We start from the raw sequence: 15,057 nt of genomic DNA on the forward strand, positions 1-15,057 counted from the left end.
TGCATCTCGCCCGTGGGCAATCTGCTTATGCTTTATCGAGCAAATTGTACTTTTTCAGAATGCCGCGCAGCTGGTGATAGCTTAAGCCAAGGATTTCAGCCGTCTTCTTTTGATTGTACTGACTGGCCGACAAGGCTTGTTGGATAAGCTCCATCTCATAACGTTCGGTCTGCTCTTTAAAATCCAAGGGGAAACTAAACGGGTTGCTCATGGACTCTGCAATGGCGGCCGTGTCGGTATCGGTTTTGGCCGACGTGATCACGGGCGCGCTCAGCGGCGCTTCGGGTGCGGAGATTTGGCGCTCTCGGGTACGCACTCGCGTTGTGGGGCGATAGGGAGAGGCAAAGGGGTCGAGAATAATCTGCTCAATAGGGCGGTTTTCGCTGCTACTGCGATACACACTGCGCTCGACGACGTTCTTAAGTTCACGGATATTCCCCGGCCAGTCATGGCTCATCAGCTGATCGACCGCGCTGGCACTGAAGCCACTGAAGAGTTCCAGCTTAAGTTGCCGCGCCATGCCAACGGCAAAGTATTCGGCTAAGGTCATGATATCTTCGGGGCGACAACGCAGCGGCGGCAAGGTAATCACATCGAACGCTAAGCGGTCGAGTAAGTCGGCCCTAAATTCGCCGGCGTCGGCGAGAGAGGGTAAATCTTCGTTAGCCGCGCAGATAAGGCGCACATCCGCTTGAATGGTTTTACTGCCGCCGACACGTTCAAATTCACCGTATTCGATGACCCGCAGCAGTTTTTCTTGAATTAATCCCGAGGTGTTGGCTAACTCATCGAGGAATAGGGTGCCACCGTCGGCGCGCTCAAAACGGCCTTCGTGTTTGCCTTTGGCGCCAGTAAAGGCACCTGACTCATGGCCGAATAATTCACTTTCGAGCAAATTTTCACTCAAAGATGAACAATTTAGCTTAATAAAACTTTGATCCCAGCGTTTAGACAGATAATGTAAGCGTTCAGCAATCAGCTCCTTACCCGTACCCCGTTCACCAATAATGAGCACAGGTTTAGAGAGCGGCGCTATCTGTGACACATGCTCTAACACTTCGAGTAGGGCGTTCGATTGGCCGATGAGGTTGTCTTGCTGAAATTTATTATCCACGATATTTTTTAGTCTTTCGCGCTAAATTTTGGTGAAAATGATAATAAGTGGCTTGAGCCATAAAATAAAGAAAAAGTTAAAAATATGTTTATCTTTATGAATTTAAACATAAAATAAAAGTTGGCACACTTAGTGTATTACCCTAAGCGAGACCAACATCAATTTGAGGATAGCATTATGGGAATTTTCTCTCGTTTCGCCGATATCATTAACTCCAATATCAGCGCATTACTCGATAAAGCAGAAGACCCTGAAAAAATGGTTCGTCTGATTATCCAAGAGATGGAAGATACACTGGTAGAAGTTCGTTCAACGTCAGCAAAAGTGTTAGCTGAAAAGAAAGAATTAATCCGTCGTATCAGCCGTGTTGAAGAACAAGTTCAAGATTGGCAAGACAAAGCGGAGCTGGCACTGTCGAAGGATCGCGAAGATTTAGCCAAGGCCGCTTTAGTTGAAAAACAAAAAGCCGCGGGTTTAGTGGATACCTTAAACCAAGAGTTGGCTGTGATCGACGAACACATTGTGCGCTTAAAGGATGAAGTTAGCCTGCTGCAAGAAAAGTTACTGGATGCTAAGGCGCGCCAAAAGACCATTATTTTGCGTAAACAAACCGCCTCATCACGTTTAGAAGTGAAGAAGCAGTTAGACTCAAGCAAAATCGACAACGCTATGCTGAAATTTGAGCAATATGAGCGCCGTGTCGAAGGGTTAGAAGCGCAGGTTGAATCCTACGATCTGGGTAATAAAAAGACATTAGCCGATGAGTTTGCCGCACTGGAAGCTGAAGATTCAGTGAATGCCGAGCTGGAAGCATTAAAGGCCAAAGTAAAAGGCAAAGCTGCGACTAAGTCAAAAGAATAACAATTCAGAGGTGAGTTATGGATATGGACATACTAATGGCACCAATTATCATCTTTATGATAGTGGTGGCGCCCATATGGTTAGTTCTTCATTATCGCAGTAAGCGACAAGTGAGCCAGGGACTCACTGAGGAAGAGTTTTCACAGCTCAATGATTTGATTGCTAAAGCCGATAAGATGGCTGCACGCATCGAAACCTTAGAGGCCATTCTGGATTCAGAATCGCCTGAATGGAGGGGCAAACATGAGAGGAACTAGTGGCCGTACTATGTATCGCATTCCCCATTCAGGTAAAGTCGCAGGTGTGTGTGCGGGGATAGCCGAATACTTTGCAATTGAAACATGGTTAGTGCGAGTACTTGCGGTTTCTATCTTCCTATTAGGTGGTTCGGGCGTCGTGTTTATCATCTATGTTGCGTTATGGGTGATACTCGACATCAAACCCCAAAATAGCACTGTTAGGGATGACATTGAGGTGAAGAAGAAACCTTGGCAATCGGGAGAGCCAGCTAAACAAGCGCTGAGCGATGTGAGCAGGCAATTTAGAAGCCTAGAGGTGAGACTGCAAAACCTTGAACGCCATGTAACATCTGATAACTTTGATTTAAAAAGACAAATCAATAGTTTGTAATCCCTCTAAAGGGCGGCCATGTCCGCCCTTGTTGCTTAATCTCCCGTCAAATCCAGTGTATAGTTAACCTCATTCAACATTTAGGGACATCCTTATGGGAATGCTTGACGTTTCGCTCCATAAATTAACTCAGAAGAGCCAATCCCTGCTCCATAGAACGGCTGACAGGCATTTACGACTCGCGGTAACAGGGTTATCGGGGGCGGGCAAAACCGCATTTATTACCGGATTAGTCAATCAACTACTCAATAGTGGCGCGGCTTCTCAGGTCTCCCATTCCCGCCATGGGAATGCCTTGCCATTGTGGCAAGTGAGCCGTGAGCAACGTTTGCTTGGGGTAAAGAGGGCGATGCAGCCGGATCTTGAAATTGCCAGCTTCGATTATCAGGGCGCAATGTTAGCGCTTACTTCGACGCCGCCGACTTGGCCGGCATCGACTCGCACGATTTCGGAGCTGCGTTTAGCCATCAAATATCAACCGCAGAAGGGGCTGCTAGCCAAGTTTGCCGATACCGCTACGCTGTATTTAGATATTGTCGATTATCCCGGCGAGTGGCTATTAGATTTACCTATGCTGCGCCAAAGCTTTATCGAGTGGTGCAGCGCGCAGCAACAACGTGTCGCTGTGTTAAAAAGCTCGCCTTTATATGCTGAGTTTCAAACTTCGTTAAGTGCGCTTAATTTAACCGAGACGGCCGATGAGCTGCAGCTCAAACGCATTGCCGACGAGTATCAACGGTTATTGCACGATTTAGTGCATGTGCAGGGCTATTATCAGGCGCAACCCGGACGAATGTTATTACCAGGGGAGTGGGAAGGCGCGCCGCTGCTGGCGTTTTTTCCGCTGTTATCTGTGACAGATAATCAGTGGAGCGAGCTTAAACAAAGCGATAGGCACAGCGCCTTTCATGTCCTAGAAAAACGCTATCAAGAATATGTCGCCAAGGTTGTAAAACCTTTCTATAAACAGCACTTTGCGGGGTTTGATCGCCAGTTAGTACTGGTTGATTGCTTCAGCGCCTTAAACCGTGGCAAAACCCAGTTTGAGGATATGGGCGCGGCGTTAAATGCCATTATGGAAAGTTTCCAATACGGCCAATCCAGTTACTTACGCCGATTGTTTGCGCCGCGGATAGACAGATTATTATTTGCCGCCAGTAAGGTTGACCATGTGACGCGGGATCAACAAAGTCATGTGTTATCCCTGCTCACCGATATGCTTAAACACAGCCAGCACTTTGCCAGTTTCGATGGTTGTAAAGTCGAGACTATGGCCATTAGTGCCATTAAGGCGACGCGTCATGGCATGGTGACCACTCAAGAAGGGGATGTGGAAGTTGTGCAGGGGATTGGATTGAACGGCCAAGCCCTGACGCTTTTTCCCGGCGAAGTGCCCACTCGCTTACCCGAGCCCAACTTTTGGCGCGATCAAGGGTTTCATTTTATGGGATTTGCTCCGCCGAATAACAGCAATGTCGATCCATCTGCGGTGCATTTTGACTATATCCGTCTCGATCACCTTCTGCAGTACCTCGTGGGGGATAAACTGGAATGAGTTTAGATTCGTTATCAGCTTCAAGTGAGTCAGAGACAAACGGGCTCGATAAGCCAGTGTCTGAAAATACACTTGAAAGCCAACCGCTCAAAAAACAACAAGTATTTGATTCTGAGAAGGTCAAACTTCAGTCAGCATCCGATGAGCTTAAGAGTGCCCAAGCTTTTGCACCACAGACACCCTTAAAAGCGGTGGATGAGGTTGTCGATGATAGCTTAGCGGCCCATCCGCAAGCATTGGATGTGTCATCCATTCGGCCAGCACTACATCAATCTCGCCGTTGGTCTTGGCTGGCGCGCTTTTCCGTCTTTGGATTATTACTACTGGTTTTAGTGCAAACGGGATTAGGTTTGCGGGACGCTTGGTTAGCAAGTCCTTGGTTATTTAGCTTTTATGGCGCCGTACTCGGTTTAGTCGGCAGCTGGGCTATGGTCGGAGCCTTGGGCGAATACCGTAAATTAAAACGCCTCAAGCAGGTTGCCGATACGCAAGAGTCGGGCGCAAGGCTTGCCCTCAGTATGCAAATGGGGGAGGCCGATGGTTTTATCAATAGCATAGTGCGCCATTATCCCGATAGTCAGGGGCTACAGCGGCTGCGTCAGTCGCTCAAAGATGAACACAATGACGCCGAAAAAGTGCTGCTATTTGAAGACTTAGTGCTGACAGAGCGGGATGAACTCGCGAAAAAAATCGTCCGTCGATACGCGGCCGAGTCAGCAGTGTTGCTTGCCGCGAGTCCACTGGCTGCATTGGATATGGCCATTATTCTTTGGCGTAACCAACGCATGCTGCGGGATGTCGCCGCCTGTTATGGGATAGAGTTAGGCTATTGGAGCCGGATTAAACTTATTCGCAGCATCATCATTAACATCATCTATGCCGGTACCAGCGAGTTAGTGACCGATTTGGGTACCCAACTGCTGTCGGTCGAGATGACGGGGAAATTATCCGCACGGCTCGCCCAAGGCTTAGGGGGCGGATTGCTCACGGCGCGTTTAGGGTATCAAGCCATGGCGCTATGTCGACCTATTCAGTTTAGGGAGGAGCAGCGCCCCAAATTGTCCAAAGTTCATCAAGAGTTGTTGATTGAGCTCAAACAGTTTGCCGGTAAGTTATTGACTAAAGATGGGCGCGATGCGCTTAAGAGCCAATTGGAGGCTGCTGAACTTAAAACAGGCTCAACACCCAAAGAGAAGTAACCTAGCTGAATGCACAACACCGCGAGTGCACTTAAGGCTAAATGCTAATGCGCTAATGACCCTGTCATTAGCGCATTTTTTATTGCTGATTGTCTGCCAAAAATCCTTGAATGTAACAACTTAGTTACAGCGCCTCTGATGCTATTTTCACCATGGCACTGGTTTCGCCTGCCCGGCGGGGTATGTTAGTGCTTATTCGATAGGGCTAATGTTTCATTAACTTATCAATAGGACTTATCAAGATGCTAAGCATGGTCTCATTCAAACAAACTATGAAACAACAAGCGAATGAGGCACTGCGACAACAAGGAGTGAGCAATGCAAGATGAATCAAGCAAGCCGTGGAAAGCCGCAACCCAAGCCATTCATGCCGGGCATGAGCGAGAAGCCTTTGGTACTTTGGTGACGCCACTTTATCAAACGGCGACATTTGTCTTTGAGTCGGCGCAGCAAGGTGGCGAGCGATTTGCTGGCAACGAACCCGGTTATATTTATACTCGCCTAGGTAACCCGACCGTTGCCGAGCTGGAGCGTAAAATGGCGATTTTAGAAGGGGCAGAAGCGGCGGCGGCAACGGCCTCTGGCATGGGGGCTGTGTCGGCGGCGCTGCTGGCTAACTTGCAGATGGGCGATCATTTAGTGGCTTCCAATGCGGTTTATGGTTGTACTTTTGCCCTTATGACCAGCCAATTTGCCCGTTTTGGCATCGAAGTCACCTTAGTCGATTTTACCGATTTAGCCGCGATTGAACTGGCCATCAAACCCAACACTCGGGTGATTTTTTGTGAAACTCCGGTTAATCCTCATCTACAGGTGTTTGATCTCAAAGGTATCGTCGATATTGCGAAACGGCATCAACTTGTCAGCATTGTCGATAATACTTTTATGACACCATTACTGCAGCAACCCTTAGCATTCGGTATCGATTTAGTGGTACACAGTGCGACTAAGTATTTGAATGGGCACGGCGATGTAATTGCTGGCATCGTGTGTGGCAGTGAAGAGCAACTGCACAGAGTGAAATATGAAATCCTAAAGGATATCGGTGCAGTGATGTCTCCCCACGATGCGTGGCTGATTTTGCGAGGGCTGAAAACCTTAGATGTGCGTTTGCAGCGCCATTGTGACAGTGCCCAGCGTGTCGCCGAGTTTTTGGAGCAACATCCCGCAGTGACTCGGGTGTATTATCCCGGGCTCAAATCCCATTCAGGGCATCGATTTATCGGTGGACAGATGGCGAGAGCTGGTGGCGTGATAGCCTTTGAGTTAGCCGCCTCTCTTGAACAAGCCATGGCCTTTGTCGGTAACCTTAAGCTGTTTTCAATTGCTGTGAGTCTAGGGGATGCGGAGTCTCTTATCCAGCATCCGGCCTCCATGACCCATTCACCCTACACGCCAGAGGCACGCCAGGCAGCTGGAATAAGCGATAATTTACTGCGGATCTCAATCGGCTTAGAGGATTGTGACGATATCATCGAGGATTTAAACCAAGCTTTGGCGATGCTGGCGTAATGGTTTTGTGGTTCTTAGCCAAAGGATGCCCTTTGGCATCCTTTTTGTTTTATGGCACGACGTATTGTGTGCTACATCACCAACAACGCTATCAGCAAAGAATGGGTTATGTTAGCGATTCGCAATATTTGTTTTGAGCCGTTTGGAAATTCATAAAAGCTTCGTCTATGTTTGATTGAAGGCCACGGAAGTAGGACGAAAGGCCGAATTTCAAGGAGAGAGGAAGCATTATGAAAATAACACATCGTTTACCCGCGATGGTGAGTGCCATTGCATTTTCCACCCTATTCGCTTTACCTGCGATGGCGGCGGATCCCGCAAAAGATGTTAGCAAAGTTCAAGCGCAAGCTCAGACAGAGGTTAAAAAGGCAACTACCGATGCTAAGCAGGCCATGCCTGATTCGGCTCAGGTGAATATTAATACCGCTTCATCTGAACAGTTACAGCTGCTTAAGGGCATTGGAGCGGCTAAGGCGCAGGCCATCATAGACTATCGAACGCAAAATGGTAAATTTAAGGCCATTGATGAGCTAGCCAATGTCTCTGGCATTGGCGCTAAGTTAATTGAGCAAAATCGTCATATGATAAAGCTCTAGGGATAAGGCACCTCCAGACTCTTGGTGCTGGAGCCCTTATAAAAAAAAGCCTGCATTAGCAGGCTTTTATCATTTTCACTTGGCTAGTTTGCCTATAGATTGTCCAATTAAACCGGATATTTGCCAAACGGACGGATTAGCACTTGATCCCATAGGAGCCATGGGGGATAATCCGCGTCGTTCAGTGATCATCCACCAAGTGATACACTCGAAGTTATGGTGACCCTAGGGTCCCCCCGCAATGATAACTTGTGAACTCGGCCAGGCCCGGAAGGGAGCAACCGCAGCAAGCGACTCGTGTGCCGGGGTGTCGGCTCTAGGGGAACCTCCAAATTCCTTTATTTTCCAATGATTTAATTAGTTTTGTCTCTGGTGGTACACTAGGTGGTACACTTGAGCAGAAATTCATTGTCAGTTTCATTCCCATATCTGTTTAGATCGCGTCATGGTATCTGGTATGCCAGATTAGTCGTGCCTGAAGAAAAGCGAAATGCTATCGGGAAAGGGGAGCTTCGGAAATCCTTAGAAACAAGAGATAGACTCGAGGCTGTTAGACGTTCTTGGGAAGTCCTGCAATTACTCAGTAAAGTGGTTGAGGGTAGTTCAAGCCAGACTATAACCACGCCATATACAGATAAAAAATATCCTAAAGAAGTGGTTAGAGTGTCTGGGACTGCACCTAAGCAGATACCTAAAGCACCAGTTTTGAGCTCTGTTGTCGCCTCATTCTGTAGAGAGAAATTAGTTCAGAGGGCTTGGTCTCCACATACTGAGCAGCACAATCGTTCCACATTCTCGGAGTTGATTAAGGTTGTTGGTGATGTTGAAATCACTAAATTCAACAGGTCACTTTCGCTGAAATACAAACAGTATATTATCAAAAATAACAGTAAGTTATCTGTAACAACTCTCAATAAAAAATTAACCCGTGTGTCGGCTATGATGCAATGGGCTGTGCCTCATTATGATGTAACTAATCCCATGATTGGATTGAGTATTAAGATTACTTCTAAGGTTAAGGCCAGTAACCAAAGGGAAGCCTTAACAGATATTCAAGTTAAACAGTTATTGACAGCTATCCCAGACGTTTCAGAGCTAAGTCGACCTTTCAAAGCATGGATTCCACGTTTAGCTCTGTACACTGGGGCTCGTATCGGAGAGTTATCTCAGTTGTATCTAGATGATTTCACAGTTATTGATGGTCATCCATGTATCTTGATTCGTGCTGTCCATCCCGACCAGACAATAAAGACCCCTACATCAGAACGGGCTATTCCTATTCATCCTAAGTTAATAGCGATGGGGTTACTTCAGTTTGTGGAATGGCAGCGTAGCTTAGGACATCAAAGGTTGTTCCCAGAATTGACAAAGAACTTTGATAGAGGGTACTCCCATCAGGTGTCTAAGTGGTTCTCAACTTTCAAGGGGAAGTTGGGGTGGACCAATGTTGAGACTTTGCACGGTATAAGACACTCTGTTGCTACACAACTCAAGCGGAAGGAGTTTAATTCTGACTTGGTTGCAGGGTTGCTAGGGCATTCCCATGGTTCCATAACCTTTGATCGGTACGGTAAAGAATATAAGGTAGAGAATTTACTGAAGGTAGTAACGGCGCTGGATTGGGAGTGAGGTGGTTAAGGGATATGGTAACAATTCCTGAATTTCTCGGTGCTGTGACTGGCATTAATAAGAAAAGAGAGACTTAGAGTCTCTCTTTTTTAGGAGATTAACAGCTTAAATAATGTATTTCTCAGGAGTCAGGCTAAGATTGGATGCGTGTTTCATTCCTATCTCAATTGCTTGAATCGACTCAGAACAATCATCAAACCCAGACTTTAGCTTTATGCCCTTTATCATAGCCTTGCTACAATGGCGGCCTTTTTCATAGCCTTTCTCCACTAAGCGTTTGGTCATGATATTACGAGTCATCTTCCAGTCACCATCGCGTTCAGCCCACTTCCGGAAGACATCGTAAAGCTCATCGGTGTATACAAAGTCACCTCGGCTAGTGCATTCCTCAAGGAACATAGCTAGTAAGTCTGACTCATGACGATATTCTGAAATTCCAGACTTAATAGAATCTGGTATTGAGGCTTTAATACCATCTTTAAGCCACATACGAACACCTTCAAGAGCCCAATTGAGGATACCAGGTAGTTCACCATAGAGTTTCTCCAACAGTCGAGGATCCATTTGTTGCTGGTTGAAACTGGCATCAAAGGGAAGGAGGATCATCCGTCGCCACATACCAGGACTAGTATCTCTGATGACTGGTTTATGGTTACCCACCATAATGAGCTTAAACATAGGGGTATACTCAAGTTCTAACTTGGCGTAAAGCTGACGAGCGACAATTACATCATTACCTGTCATCGACTTCACAAGGTTTTCATCCATGCGAGAACCTTCAGGGAGCTCATTTGCAACGACAAGACGACTACCTATTAGCTTCGCTAATGATGGGTTCGGTCCTTTACTGCTGTTATTAGTTTGCAGTAAGACATCACTACTTATCTGATGATAATATCCACCCATTAACTCCTGGATAATATTCATAAAAGTGCTTTTACCGTTACAGCCATGACCGTGTAAGAAAAACAGGACTTGTTCATCTGTACGACCTGTCAGGATGTAGCCAACCATTCGCTGTAGAAACTTAGCGTATTCGACATCCCCACACGTGATCTCATCGATAAACTGGAGCCAGCGTGGACAATGAGCCTCACAATCGTAGTCGAGGTTACTTGAACGGCTAATATACATATCCGGTTCTGCTCTAAAGAACATCCCCGTATACAAATCTATTACCCCTCCATTAATCCCCATAACCATTGGTTCGGAATCGAATTTACTCGCCGGAACTTGATTGGCGGATTTGAAAATCTCTAGCATATCCGTCAATTTTTTCCGGTTAAGCGTCTGGCGACCAAACCGTAATAGGTGCCCAGCTTCCTCCTGCATGGATTGGTTCTTGGTGCGAAAAGATTCTTCAATCATCCAATTAGCTTGAGTAATGATTGCCTCACCTACTTTACGGGCAAGTATTAATTCTCGTCCATTGCTGGGAACCCACTTGTCCCCCTCATAGATATGTGTGCAATTTAACTCTGGTACGTAGACAACTCTGTCATCAAAAAGCACATTGAATCGATCAGCATTACCAACATCGTTCAAAGTATTTTCATCAAACTCATTGAAAATAGATGATTGGCAATGCTCATCTGTATCATCTTGAGATTGGTTGCTAAGTACTTCAATCGCTCTATCTTGGTTGATGGCTGGACTTGAAACAGTCGGCACTTTCTTCGCGATAACGCCGTATTGTTCGACAAGTTCATCTATGGATAGAGAATCTTCAAGCCTTAGATAATCATCGATATCTTTCCCCTGTCCCTCGGGTAAGATCACTTGAATCAGTGAATCCAAACCAAGCTCTTGGAATAGGGCACGATAATGCTCACCAGCATTGTCACTATCGAAAAAAGTAACAACTTTACGACTATGTAGGTGCTGAACGATCCAATCTCGTTGACTTTGTCCTATTGAGCCATTGGTGGCTAAGATAGCACCTTCCCAGCCATGTTCATATAACGCCAACAGGTCGTGTTCACCTTCAACAATGGCTACCGAGCCTTTACTAGTGATAGAGTCTTGTCCATAGAACTGGATATCATTTAGCCAGTACTTTCTAGGGAGCTGATACTGCCTCTCTTTCAAGGGATCTTTAAAGGTAAATCGGCAGATATCGCCTGACTCATCATAATGAGGAAAGATGTAGACATTCTTTGGAAAGTAGTCCCGAGGTGAAAAATTTCCTTCTTCGACTAGTCCTGAGTCATATAGATCTTGAAGCTCAAACCCCTTTTCTAAGAGGTAACGCCACAATTCGCCTCGTGAATATCCTACGCCATAATCCACCAGCGTCGACTTGCTGATTTTTCGTTTCGTGGCTAGCTGATTGAGAGGCTGTTCATCACCATCAATCATTTGCTCAAAGTAATATTCCCAAGCGGCCACAAACACTGCTTGTCTGCGTTGGTATTGCTCTGGAGTCAATACTATCGGTTCAGCTTTGGGTTTCTTGGGCCGTGATTCAGTGATGATGGTTGCTTCTTCAATCTCACCATTTAACAGCTTATTGGCAGCATCAAAGGCATTTTCAGCCAATTCTTGCGACTCGAGAAACTGAAAAATATCTCCATGAGCCTCACAGGAGAAACAGTGATAATTCTGATTATCTGGATCACTGTGGTAGATCTTAAAGCATCCTTGATGCCCGCAGAATGGACATTCGTCTTCCTCTAGCTGGCAATAATCGCTTTGGGTGGGTTTGATTGAATTACCTAACAACGAAGCGATCACTTCAGGTAAATCAAACATTGCTTTAACACCTACGAGGCCCTTTTCGTCTAATGTAGTGTGGTTAAAGCCGCTTTTGGGCAGGTTAGTAACTGATGCCATTTTGACATCTCCTATTACAGTTGCCTCAGACTAAAATAAATGTGTCATTGATTTATTTTGTCTTATTGGCGATCGAGCCTATATGTTGGCTCTTCCCCGATTTAGCACTATATCCATTAGTGTTCGGTCGGGGCATTTACTCTTAGTCGAACAAGCGACTGTAGAGAGAGACTCCTTTCAACCTTGAAGGAGCTTGGTATTCTGTACTGATAAGAAGTCCTGATATTTCTAAGCGTTTGATATGCCGTCTAGCAGTTCTTAGAGAATAGCCACACCGTTTCACCAAGGCCTTTGCGAGACTTTCTCTTCCTCCCAACAGTAAACCATCCACCAGCGGCATACGGCTTATCTCGAACATCGTTTGGCCTAAGTTGTCGTTAAACAACTCATACGGCATCCGGTAGATTACTGTATTATTACTTTCAGAGAGTGTAGAAACTTTCGCTGTAGTCTCTTGATTTTGCATCTCATTGCTCCTGTCAGCGGGACATATTATGTCGCCGACAACATTAATTTAATAATTTTTAAGCAATAGTCAATGGGTAATTTTTAGACAATCTGAAGATTTTGATAAAAGTGCCGAATTGCTGCGTAAAAACACGAACATTAATTTTTTTTAATGTTTGTTAGAATTGCTTTCTCAATGTGCAAGAGCAGTAAACGTGTAGTTTGTTTTTCTGCGGTCTTGCTTCTTCCTCTAGGTTTGCCGAAAAATCAGCAAACTTACCAAACTATTCTTACTACTTCTTCCTATAGTACTTTCTAAAAATGCTGAAAAATCAGCAGCACAAAGATCTCTATATAGCTATTGGCTCATTAATTCTAGGGGCAGGTGAGGAGCTTTCAGATAGATAAAATTAGATTCCTACCTCATCCTAACTATCGGATTTCTAGTGCTGTGAGAAAACAGGCTTGGGAGTTTTGTTGTGGGAAAGACCGATATCATTTCAGTCCTGAATGCTTAAAAGCTGGTTTTTCTTGGCTTTGTTTATGTGATGCTCTCTTTTTCAGGCGTCAATTGGGCATCTTTGAGTAATTCAGCATTGGGATGTGTGATTTTTTGAGTATTCGGTTTTTCCCGATGTGTGATTTGCTAGGTGCACAATATGTCACCGCTTTTAATGTCTAGTGGTGCGTGCTAATTCACTTATACCGTCATTTTTCACCATGGAATAAGGCATAAGAAACCTGATGTATATCAATAAGTCAGGAGAAGATTATGTCTGTTTCATCACAAACCAGAAGTATTCGATATGCCGCTCAGGATTCCGTTATCAGAGAAGCGATTGCAATCCTTGAGTCTCGCTATCACCGTGTTACCCAGCACACGTTAACATCCCCTCAACTCGTTAAAGATTACCTTTGGCTCAAGATGGCGGAATATGAGCGGGAAGTCTTTTCAGTATTACTACTGGATAGCCAACACCGTCTAATTGCCTGTGAAGAACTCTTCTTTGGCACCATAGATTCCGCTTCAGTCTATCCAAGGGAGGTTATCAAGCGAGTTGTCCATACAAACGCAGCAGCAGTGATATTCGCTCATAATCATCCGTCGGGTATGCCAGAGCCTTCAGAAGCCGATAGACGCATTACAGAGCGCCTCAAGGTGGCTCTTGCAACCATCGATGTGCCTGTCCTTGATCATTTTGTGGTGGGTCATGAGGATGTGGTGTCGTTTGCCGAGCGGGGATGGTTATGAGCGATTCATTACAGATAGCCCATGAGGCAGTGACTCAAGTGTTACCAGTGACGCTAAGTCTGACTCAAATCATCACGCGATTGCTGGTGGACTGTTGGCGTCCAGAAGAGTCTAAGGGAGTCACAGTTAACTTCCGTGATCCTGATTACTCCCCAGATTCAGGTGGGTTTCATCCTGTCGAGATCCGTTTGGAGTACTCATCAATCACTGGCAAGTGGCACCTGTGTTACATCACTGACTTTGCCTATTTTGGCCGCCCGTACCCTGAGTTGGAGAAGGAGGTAGACTTCAATTTCTCTGCTGGTACAGGGTATCAGGCTTATGTTGGATATCATCCCTTAAGCCATTTCAAAGGTCTTTACCGACTTTGGGAAGCCAACTTCAGAAGCTACGTTATCGATGAGGTTTATCTGATAACGATCACCTGGGACTAACCCCAACTCCCTTCAAGCAACCTTAAGCCAATCGCTACCAGAATTCCGGTTGTGGGCTTTCGGCTACCTGAAAAACCACCATAGGAGAAAGACGTATCGACTTACTTAAGACGGTCGCTAAAGCTGCACTACTGACCATAGTGCCAATCCTTATCCAAGCATTCGCTGAACGATATCTATCGGAAGAAGAGCCCTGGGTAAGACAACCAACAGAGCATGACTTGAACAATGAGGATGAGGAAAAGGAGATTTCCTAGAGTTCATCGTTCAGGTCAATAGACCAAGCCCATGTGACATAGCAAGAACGGACGCTAAAACCGTGTCACATGGGTTCATTTCCGACTTTTGACACGTTTGGTCAGTGAGCCTAGACCCTATTGACCAACTAAGGAGAGCCATTATGGCAATTATTGGATATGCCCGAGTATCAACCACAGGACAAAGCTTAGATGCTCAACTCGCAGCACTAAGCACATGCGATAAGGTATTTCAGGAGAAAGTCAGCGGTGCTAAGGATGACCGCCCACAGCTAAGGCTGATGTTAGAGTTTGTTCGAGAAGGTGACTCAGTCGTCGTTACCAAGCTAGACAGACTGGCAAGGAATACCCGCCATCTGCTGGAAATTGCGGAGTTTCTAGCTAACAAGAAAGTCGCCCTAAAAATCCAGAACCTCGGGATTGATACAGGGACACCCACAGGTAAGCTCATGCTTACTATGGTTGGTGCTATAGCCACCTTTGAGCGTGAATTAATGCTTGAACGGCAAGCAGAAGGCATCGCTATAGCAAAATCCAAGGGCAAGTATAAAGGAAGGGCTCCAACAGCGATGTCGAAGAAAGCAGAGGTTGCTGCTCTTCTTGCTCAGAACGTACATAAATCGGAAATTGCAAAGCGCCTTGGGATATCGCTGTCGAGTGTTCAACGAGCTTCATTAAGGCAATCTTAGGGTTGCCTTAATCATATTCCGATGCCCTAAGAAATTGCTGGGTGTCAATT

The 15,057-nt window shown here is 45.8% G+C and carries 14 protein-coding genes and 1 other RNA gene; 12 read left to right on the forward strand and 3 right to left on the reverse strand.

Going from position 1 to position 15,057, the window contains the following annotated elements; translation table 11 throughout:
* Positions 1 to 25: 25 nt before the first annotated feature.
* On the reverse strand, positions 26 to 1,114 hold the full coding sequence (pspF, locus tag B5P39_RS05510; RefSeq protein ID WP_088210744.1) for a phage shock protein operon transcriptional activator: 1,089 nt from the start codon (positions 1,112 to 1,114) through the stop codon (positions 26 to 28).
* A gap of 177 nt (positions 1,115 to 1,291) precedes the next feature.
* Here pspF and pspA point away from each other — a divergent pair, with 177 nt between their 5' ends.
* The 9 genes from pspA to B5P39_RS05555 all read left to right on the forward strand — a co-directional run bounded on the left by pspA (position 1,292) and on the right by B5P39_RS05555 (position 9,096).
* Entirely contained in the window at positions 1,292 to 1,975 is a 684-nt protein-coding gene (pspA, locus tag B5P39_RS05515; protein WP_011717539.1) for a phage shock protein PspA, read from the forward strand.
* Between the two features lie 17 nt (positions 1,976 to 1,992).
* Positions 1,993 to 2,232, forward strand: a complete 240-nt coding sequence (gene pspB, locus B5P39_RS05520; RefSeq protein ID WP_011071929.1) for an envelope stress response membrane protein PspB — start codon at positions 1,993 to 1,995, stop codon at positions 2,230 to 2,232.
* Positions 2,219 to 2,605 carry an envelope stress response membrane protein PspC gene (gene pspC / locus B5P39_RS05525; protein WP_088210745.1) on the forward strand — a complete coding sequence of 129 codons (387 nt, stop codon included), beginning with the start codon at positions 2,219 to 2,221 and terminating at the stop codon, positions 2,603 to 2,605. Before pspB ends, pspC begins: the two co-directional genes overlap by 14 nt.
* A gap of 94 nt (positions 2,606 to 2,699) precedes the next feature.
* The gene (locus tag B5P39_RS05530; RefSeq protein WP_088210746.1) at positions 2,700 to 4,160 is read left to right on the forward strand and encodes a YcjX family protein; all 1,461 of its coding nucleotides are present in this window, start codon (positions 2,700 to 2,702) and stop codon (positions 4,158 to 4,160) included.
* On the forward strand, positions 4,157 to 5,359 hold the full coding sequence (locus tag B5P39_RS05535; RefSeq protein WP_088210747.1) for a TIGR01620 family protein: 1,203 nt from the start codon (positions 4,157 to 4,159) through the stop codon (positions 5,357 to 5,359). Before B5P39_RS05530 ends, B5P39_RS05535 begins: the two co-directional genes overlap by 4 nt.
* Positions 5,360 to 5,677: 318 nt before the next feature.
* On the forward strand, positions 5,678 to 6,871 hold the full coding sequence (gene megL / locus B5P39_RS05540) for a methionine gamma-lyase (protein WP_088210748.1): 1,194 nt from the start codon (positions 5,678 to 5,680) through the stop codon (positions 6,869 to 6,871).
* A gap of 230 nt (positions 6,872 to 7,101) precedes the next feature.
* Positions 7,102 to 7,467: a ComEA family DNA-binding protein gene (locus B5P39_RS05545; RefSeq protein ID WP_088210749.1), complete on the forward strand. Its 366-nt coding sequence runs from the start codon at positions 7,102 to 7,104 to the stop codon at positions 7,465 to 7,467.
* 225 nt (positions 7,468 to 7,692) lie between these two features.
* Positions 7,693 to 7,790: signal recognition particle sRNA small type (gene ffs / locus B5P39_RS05550), an RNA gene on the forward strand.
* 70 nt (positions 7,791 to 7,860) lie between these two features.
* Complete coding sequence (locus tag B5P39_RS05555) at positions 7,861 to 9,096, forward strand: site-specific integrase (protein WP_140418324.1); 1,236 nt, start codon at positions 7,861 to 7,863, stop codon at positions 9,094 to 9,096.
* A 105-nt stretch (positions 9,097 to 9,201) separates the two neighbouring features.
* Here the strand turns inward: B5P39_RS05555 and B5P39_RS05560 are convergent, their stop codons facing one another.
* Both B5P39_RS05560 and B5P39_RS05565 read right to left on the reverse strand, forming a co-directional pair.
* Complete coding sequence (locus B5P39_RS05560) at positions 9,202 to 11,928, reverse strand: phage/plasmid primase, P4 family (protein WP_088210751.1); 2,727 nt, start codon at positions 11,926 to 11,928, stop codon at positions 9,202 to 9,204.
* Positions 11,929 to 12,070: 142 nt separating this feature from the next.
* Positions 12,071 to 12,394, reverse strand: coding sequence for a transcriptional regulator (locus B5P39_RS05565; protein WP_088210752.1), 324 nt, complete (start codon positions 12,392 to 12,394; stop codon positions 12,071 to 12,073).
* Between the two features lie 753 nt (positions 12,395 to 13,147).
* On the opposite strand from B5P39_RS05565, the gene radC reads away from it, so the two are divergent.
* From radC to B5P39_RS05580, 3 genes are all read left to right on the forward strand, one after another.
* Positions 13,148 to 13,627, forward strand: a complete 480-nt coding sequence (radC, locus tag B5P39_RS05570; protein WP_088210753.1) for a RadC family protein — start codon at positions 13,148 to 13,150, stop codon at positions 13,625 to 13,627.
* Positions 13,624 to 14,061 carry a DUF2787 family protein gene (locus B5P39_RS05575; RefSeq protein ID WP_088210784.1) on the forward strand — a complete coding sequence of 146 codons (438 nt, stop codon included), beginning with the start codon at positions 13,624 to 13,626 and terminating at the stop codon, positions 14,059 to 14,061. The genes radC and B5P39_RS05575 overlap by 4 nt, the downstream gene beginning before the upstream one ends.
* Positions 14,062 to 14,461: 400 nt before the next feature.
* On the forward strand, positions 14,462 to 15,007 hold the full coding sequence (locus tag B5P39_RS05580; RefSeq protein WP_088210754.1) for a recombinase family protein: 546 nt from the start codon (positions 14,462 to 14,464) through the stop codon (positions 15,005 to 15,007).
* Positions 15,008 to 15,057 lie beyond the last annotated feature (50 nt).

It is taken from the genome of Shewanella sp. Shew256 (assembly GCF_002196695.1).
Lineage (GTDB): Bacteria > Pseudomonadota > Gammaproteobacteria > Enterobacterales > Shewanellaceae > Shewanella > Shewanella mangrovisoli.

Bases quoted from the DNA above. Each gene is read 5' to 3' on its own strand.
- pspA (WP_011717539.1), top strand. From the start codon at position 1,292: ATGGGAATTTTCTCTCGTTTCGCCGATATCATTAACTCCAATATCAGC.
- B5P39_RS05575 (WP_088210784.1), top strand. From the start codon at position 13,624: ATGAGCGATTCATTACAGATAGCCCATGAGGCAGTGACTCAAGTGTTA.
- pspC (WP_088210745.1), top strand. From the start codon at position 2,219: ATGAGAGGAACTAGTGGCCGTACTATGTATCGCATTCCCCATTCAGGT.
- B5P39_RS05530 (WP_088210746.1), top strand. From the start codon at position 2,700: ATGGGAATGCTTGACGTTTCGCTCCATAAATTAACTCAGAAGAGCCAA.
- megL (WP_088210748.1), top strand. From the start codon at position 5,678: ATGCAAGATGAATCAAGCAAGCCGTGGAAAGCCGCAACCCAAGCCATT.
- B5P39_RS05535 (WP_088210747.1), top strand. From the start codon at position 4,157: ATGAGTTTAGATTCGTTATCAGCTTCAAGTGAGTCAGAGACAAACGGG.
- B5P39_RS05560 (WP_088210751.1), bottom strand. From the start codon at position 11,928: ATGGCATCAGTTACTAACCTGCCCAAAAGCGGCTTTAACCACACTACA.
- pspB (WP_011071929.1), top strand. From the start codon at position 1,993: ATGGATATGGACATACTAATGGCACCAATTATCATCTTTATGATAGTG.
- B5P39_RS05565 (WP_088210752.1), bottom strand. From the start codon at position 12,394: ATGCAAAATCAAGAGACTACAGCGAAAGTTTCTACACTCTCTGAAAGT.
- radC (WP_088210753.1), top strand. From the start codon at position 13,148: ATGTCTGTTTCATCACAAACCAGAAGTATTCGATATGCCGCTCAGGAT.
- B5P39_RS05545 (WP_088210749.1), top strand. From the start codon at position 7,102: ATGAAAATAACACATCGTTTACCCGCGATGGTGAGTGCCATTGCATTT.
- B5P39_RS05580 (WP_088210754.1), top strand. From the start codon at position 14,462: ATGGCAATTATTGGATATGCCCGAGTATCAACCACAGGACAAAGCTTA.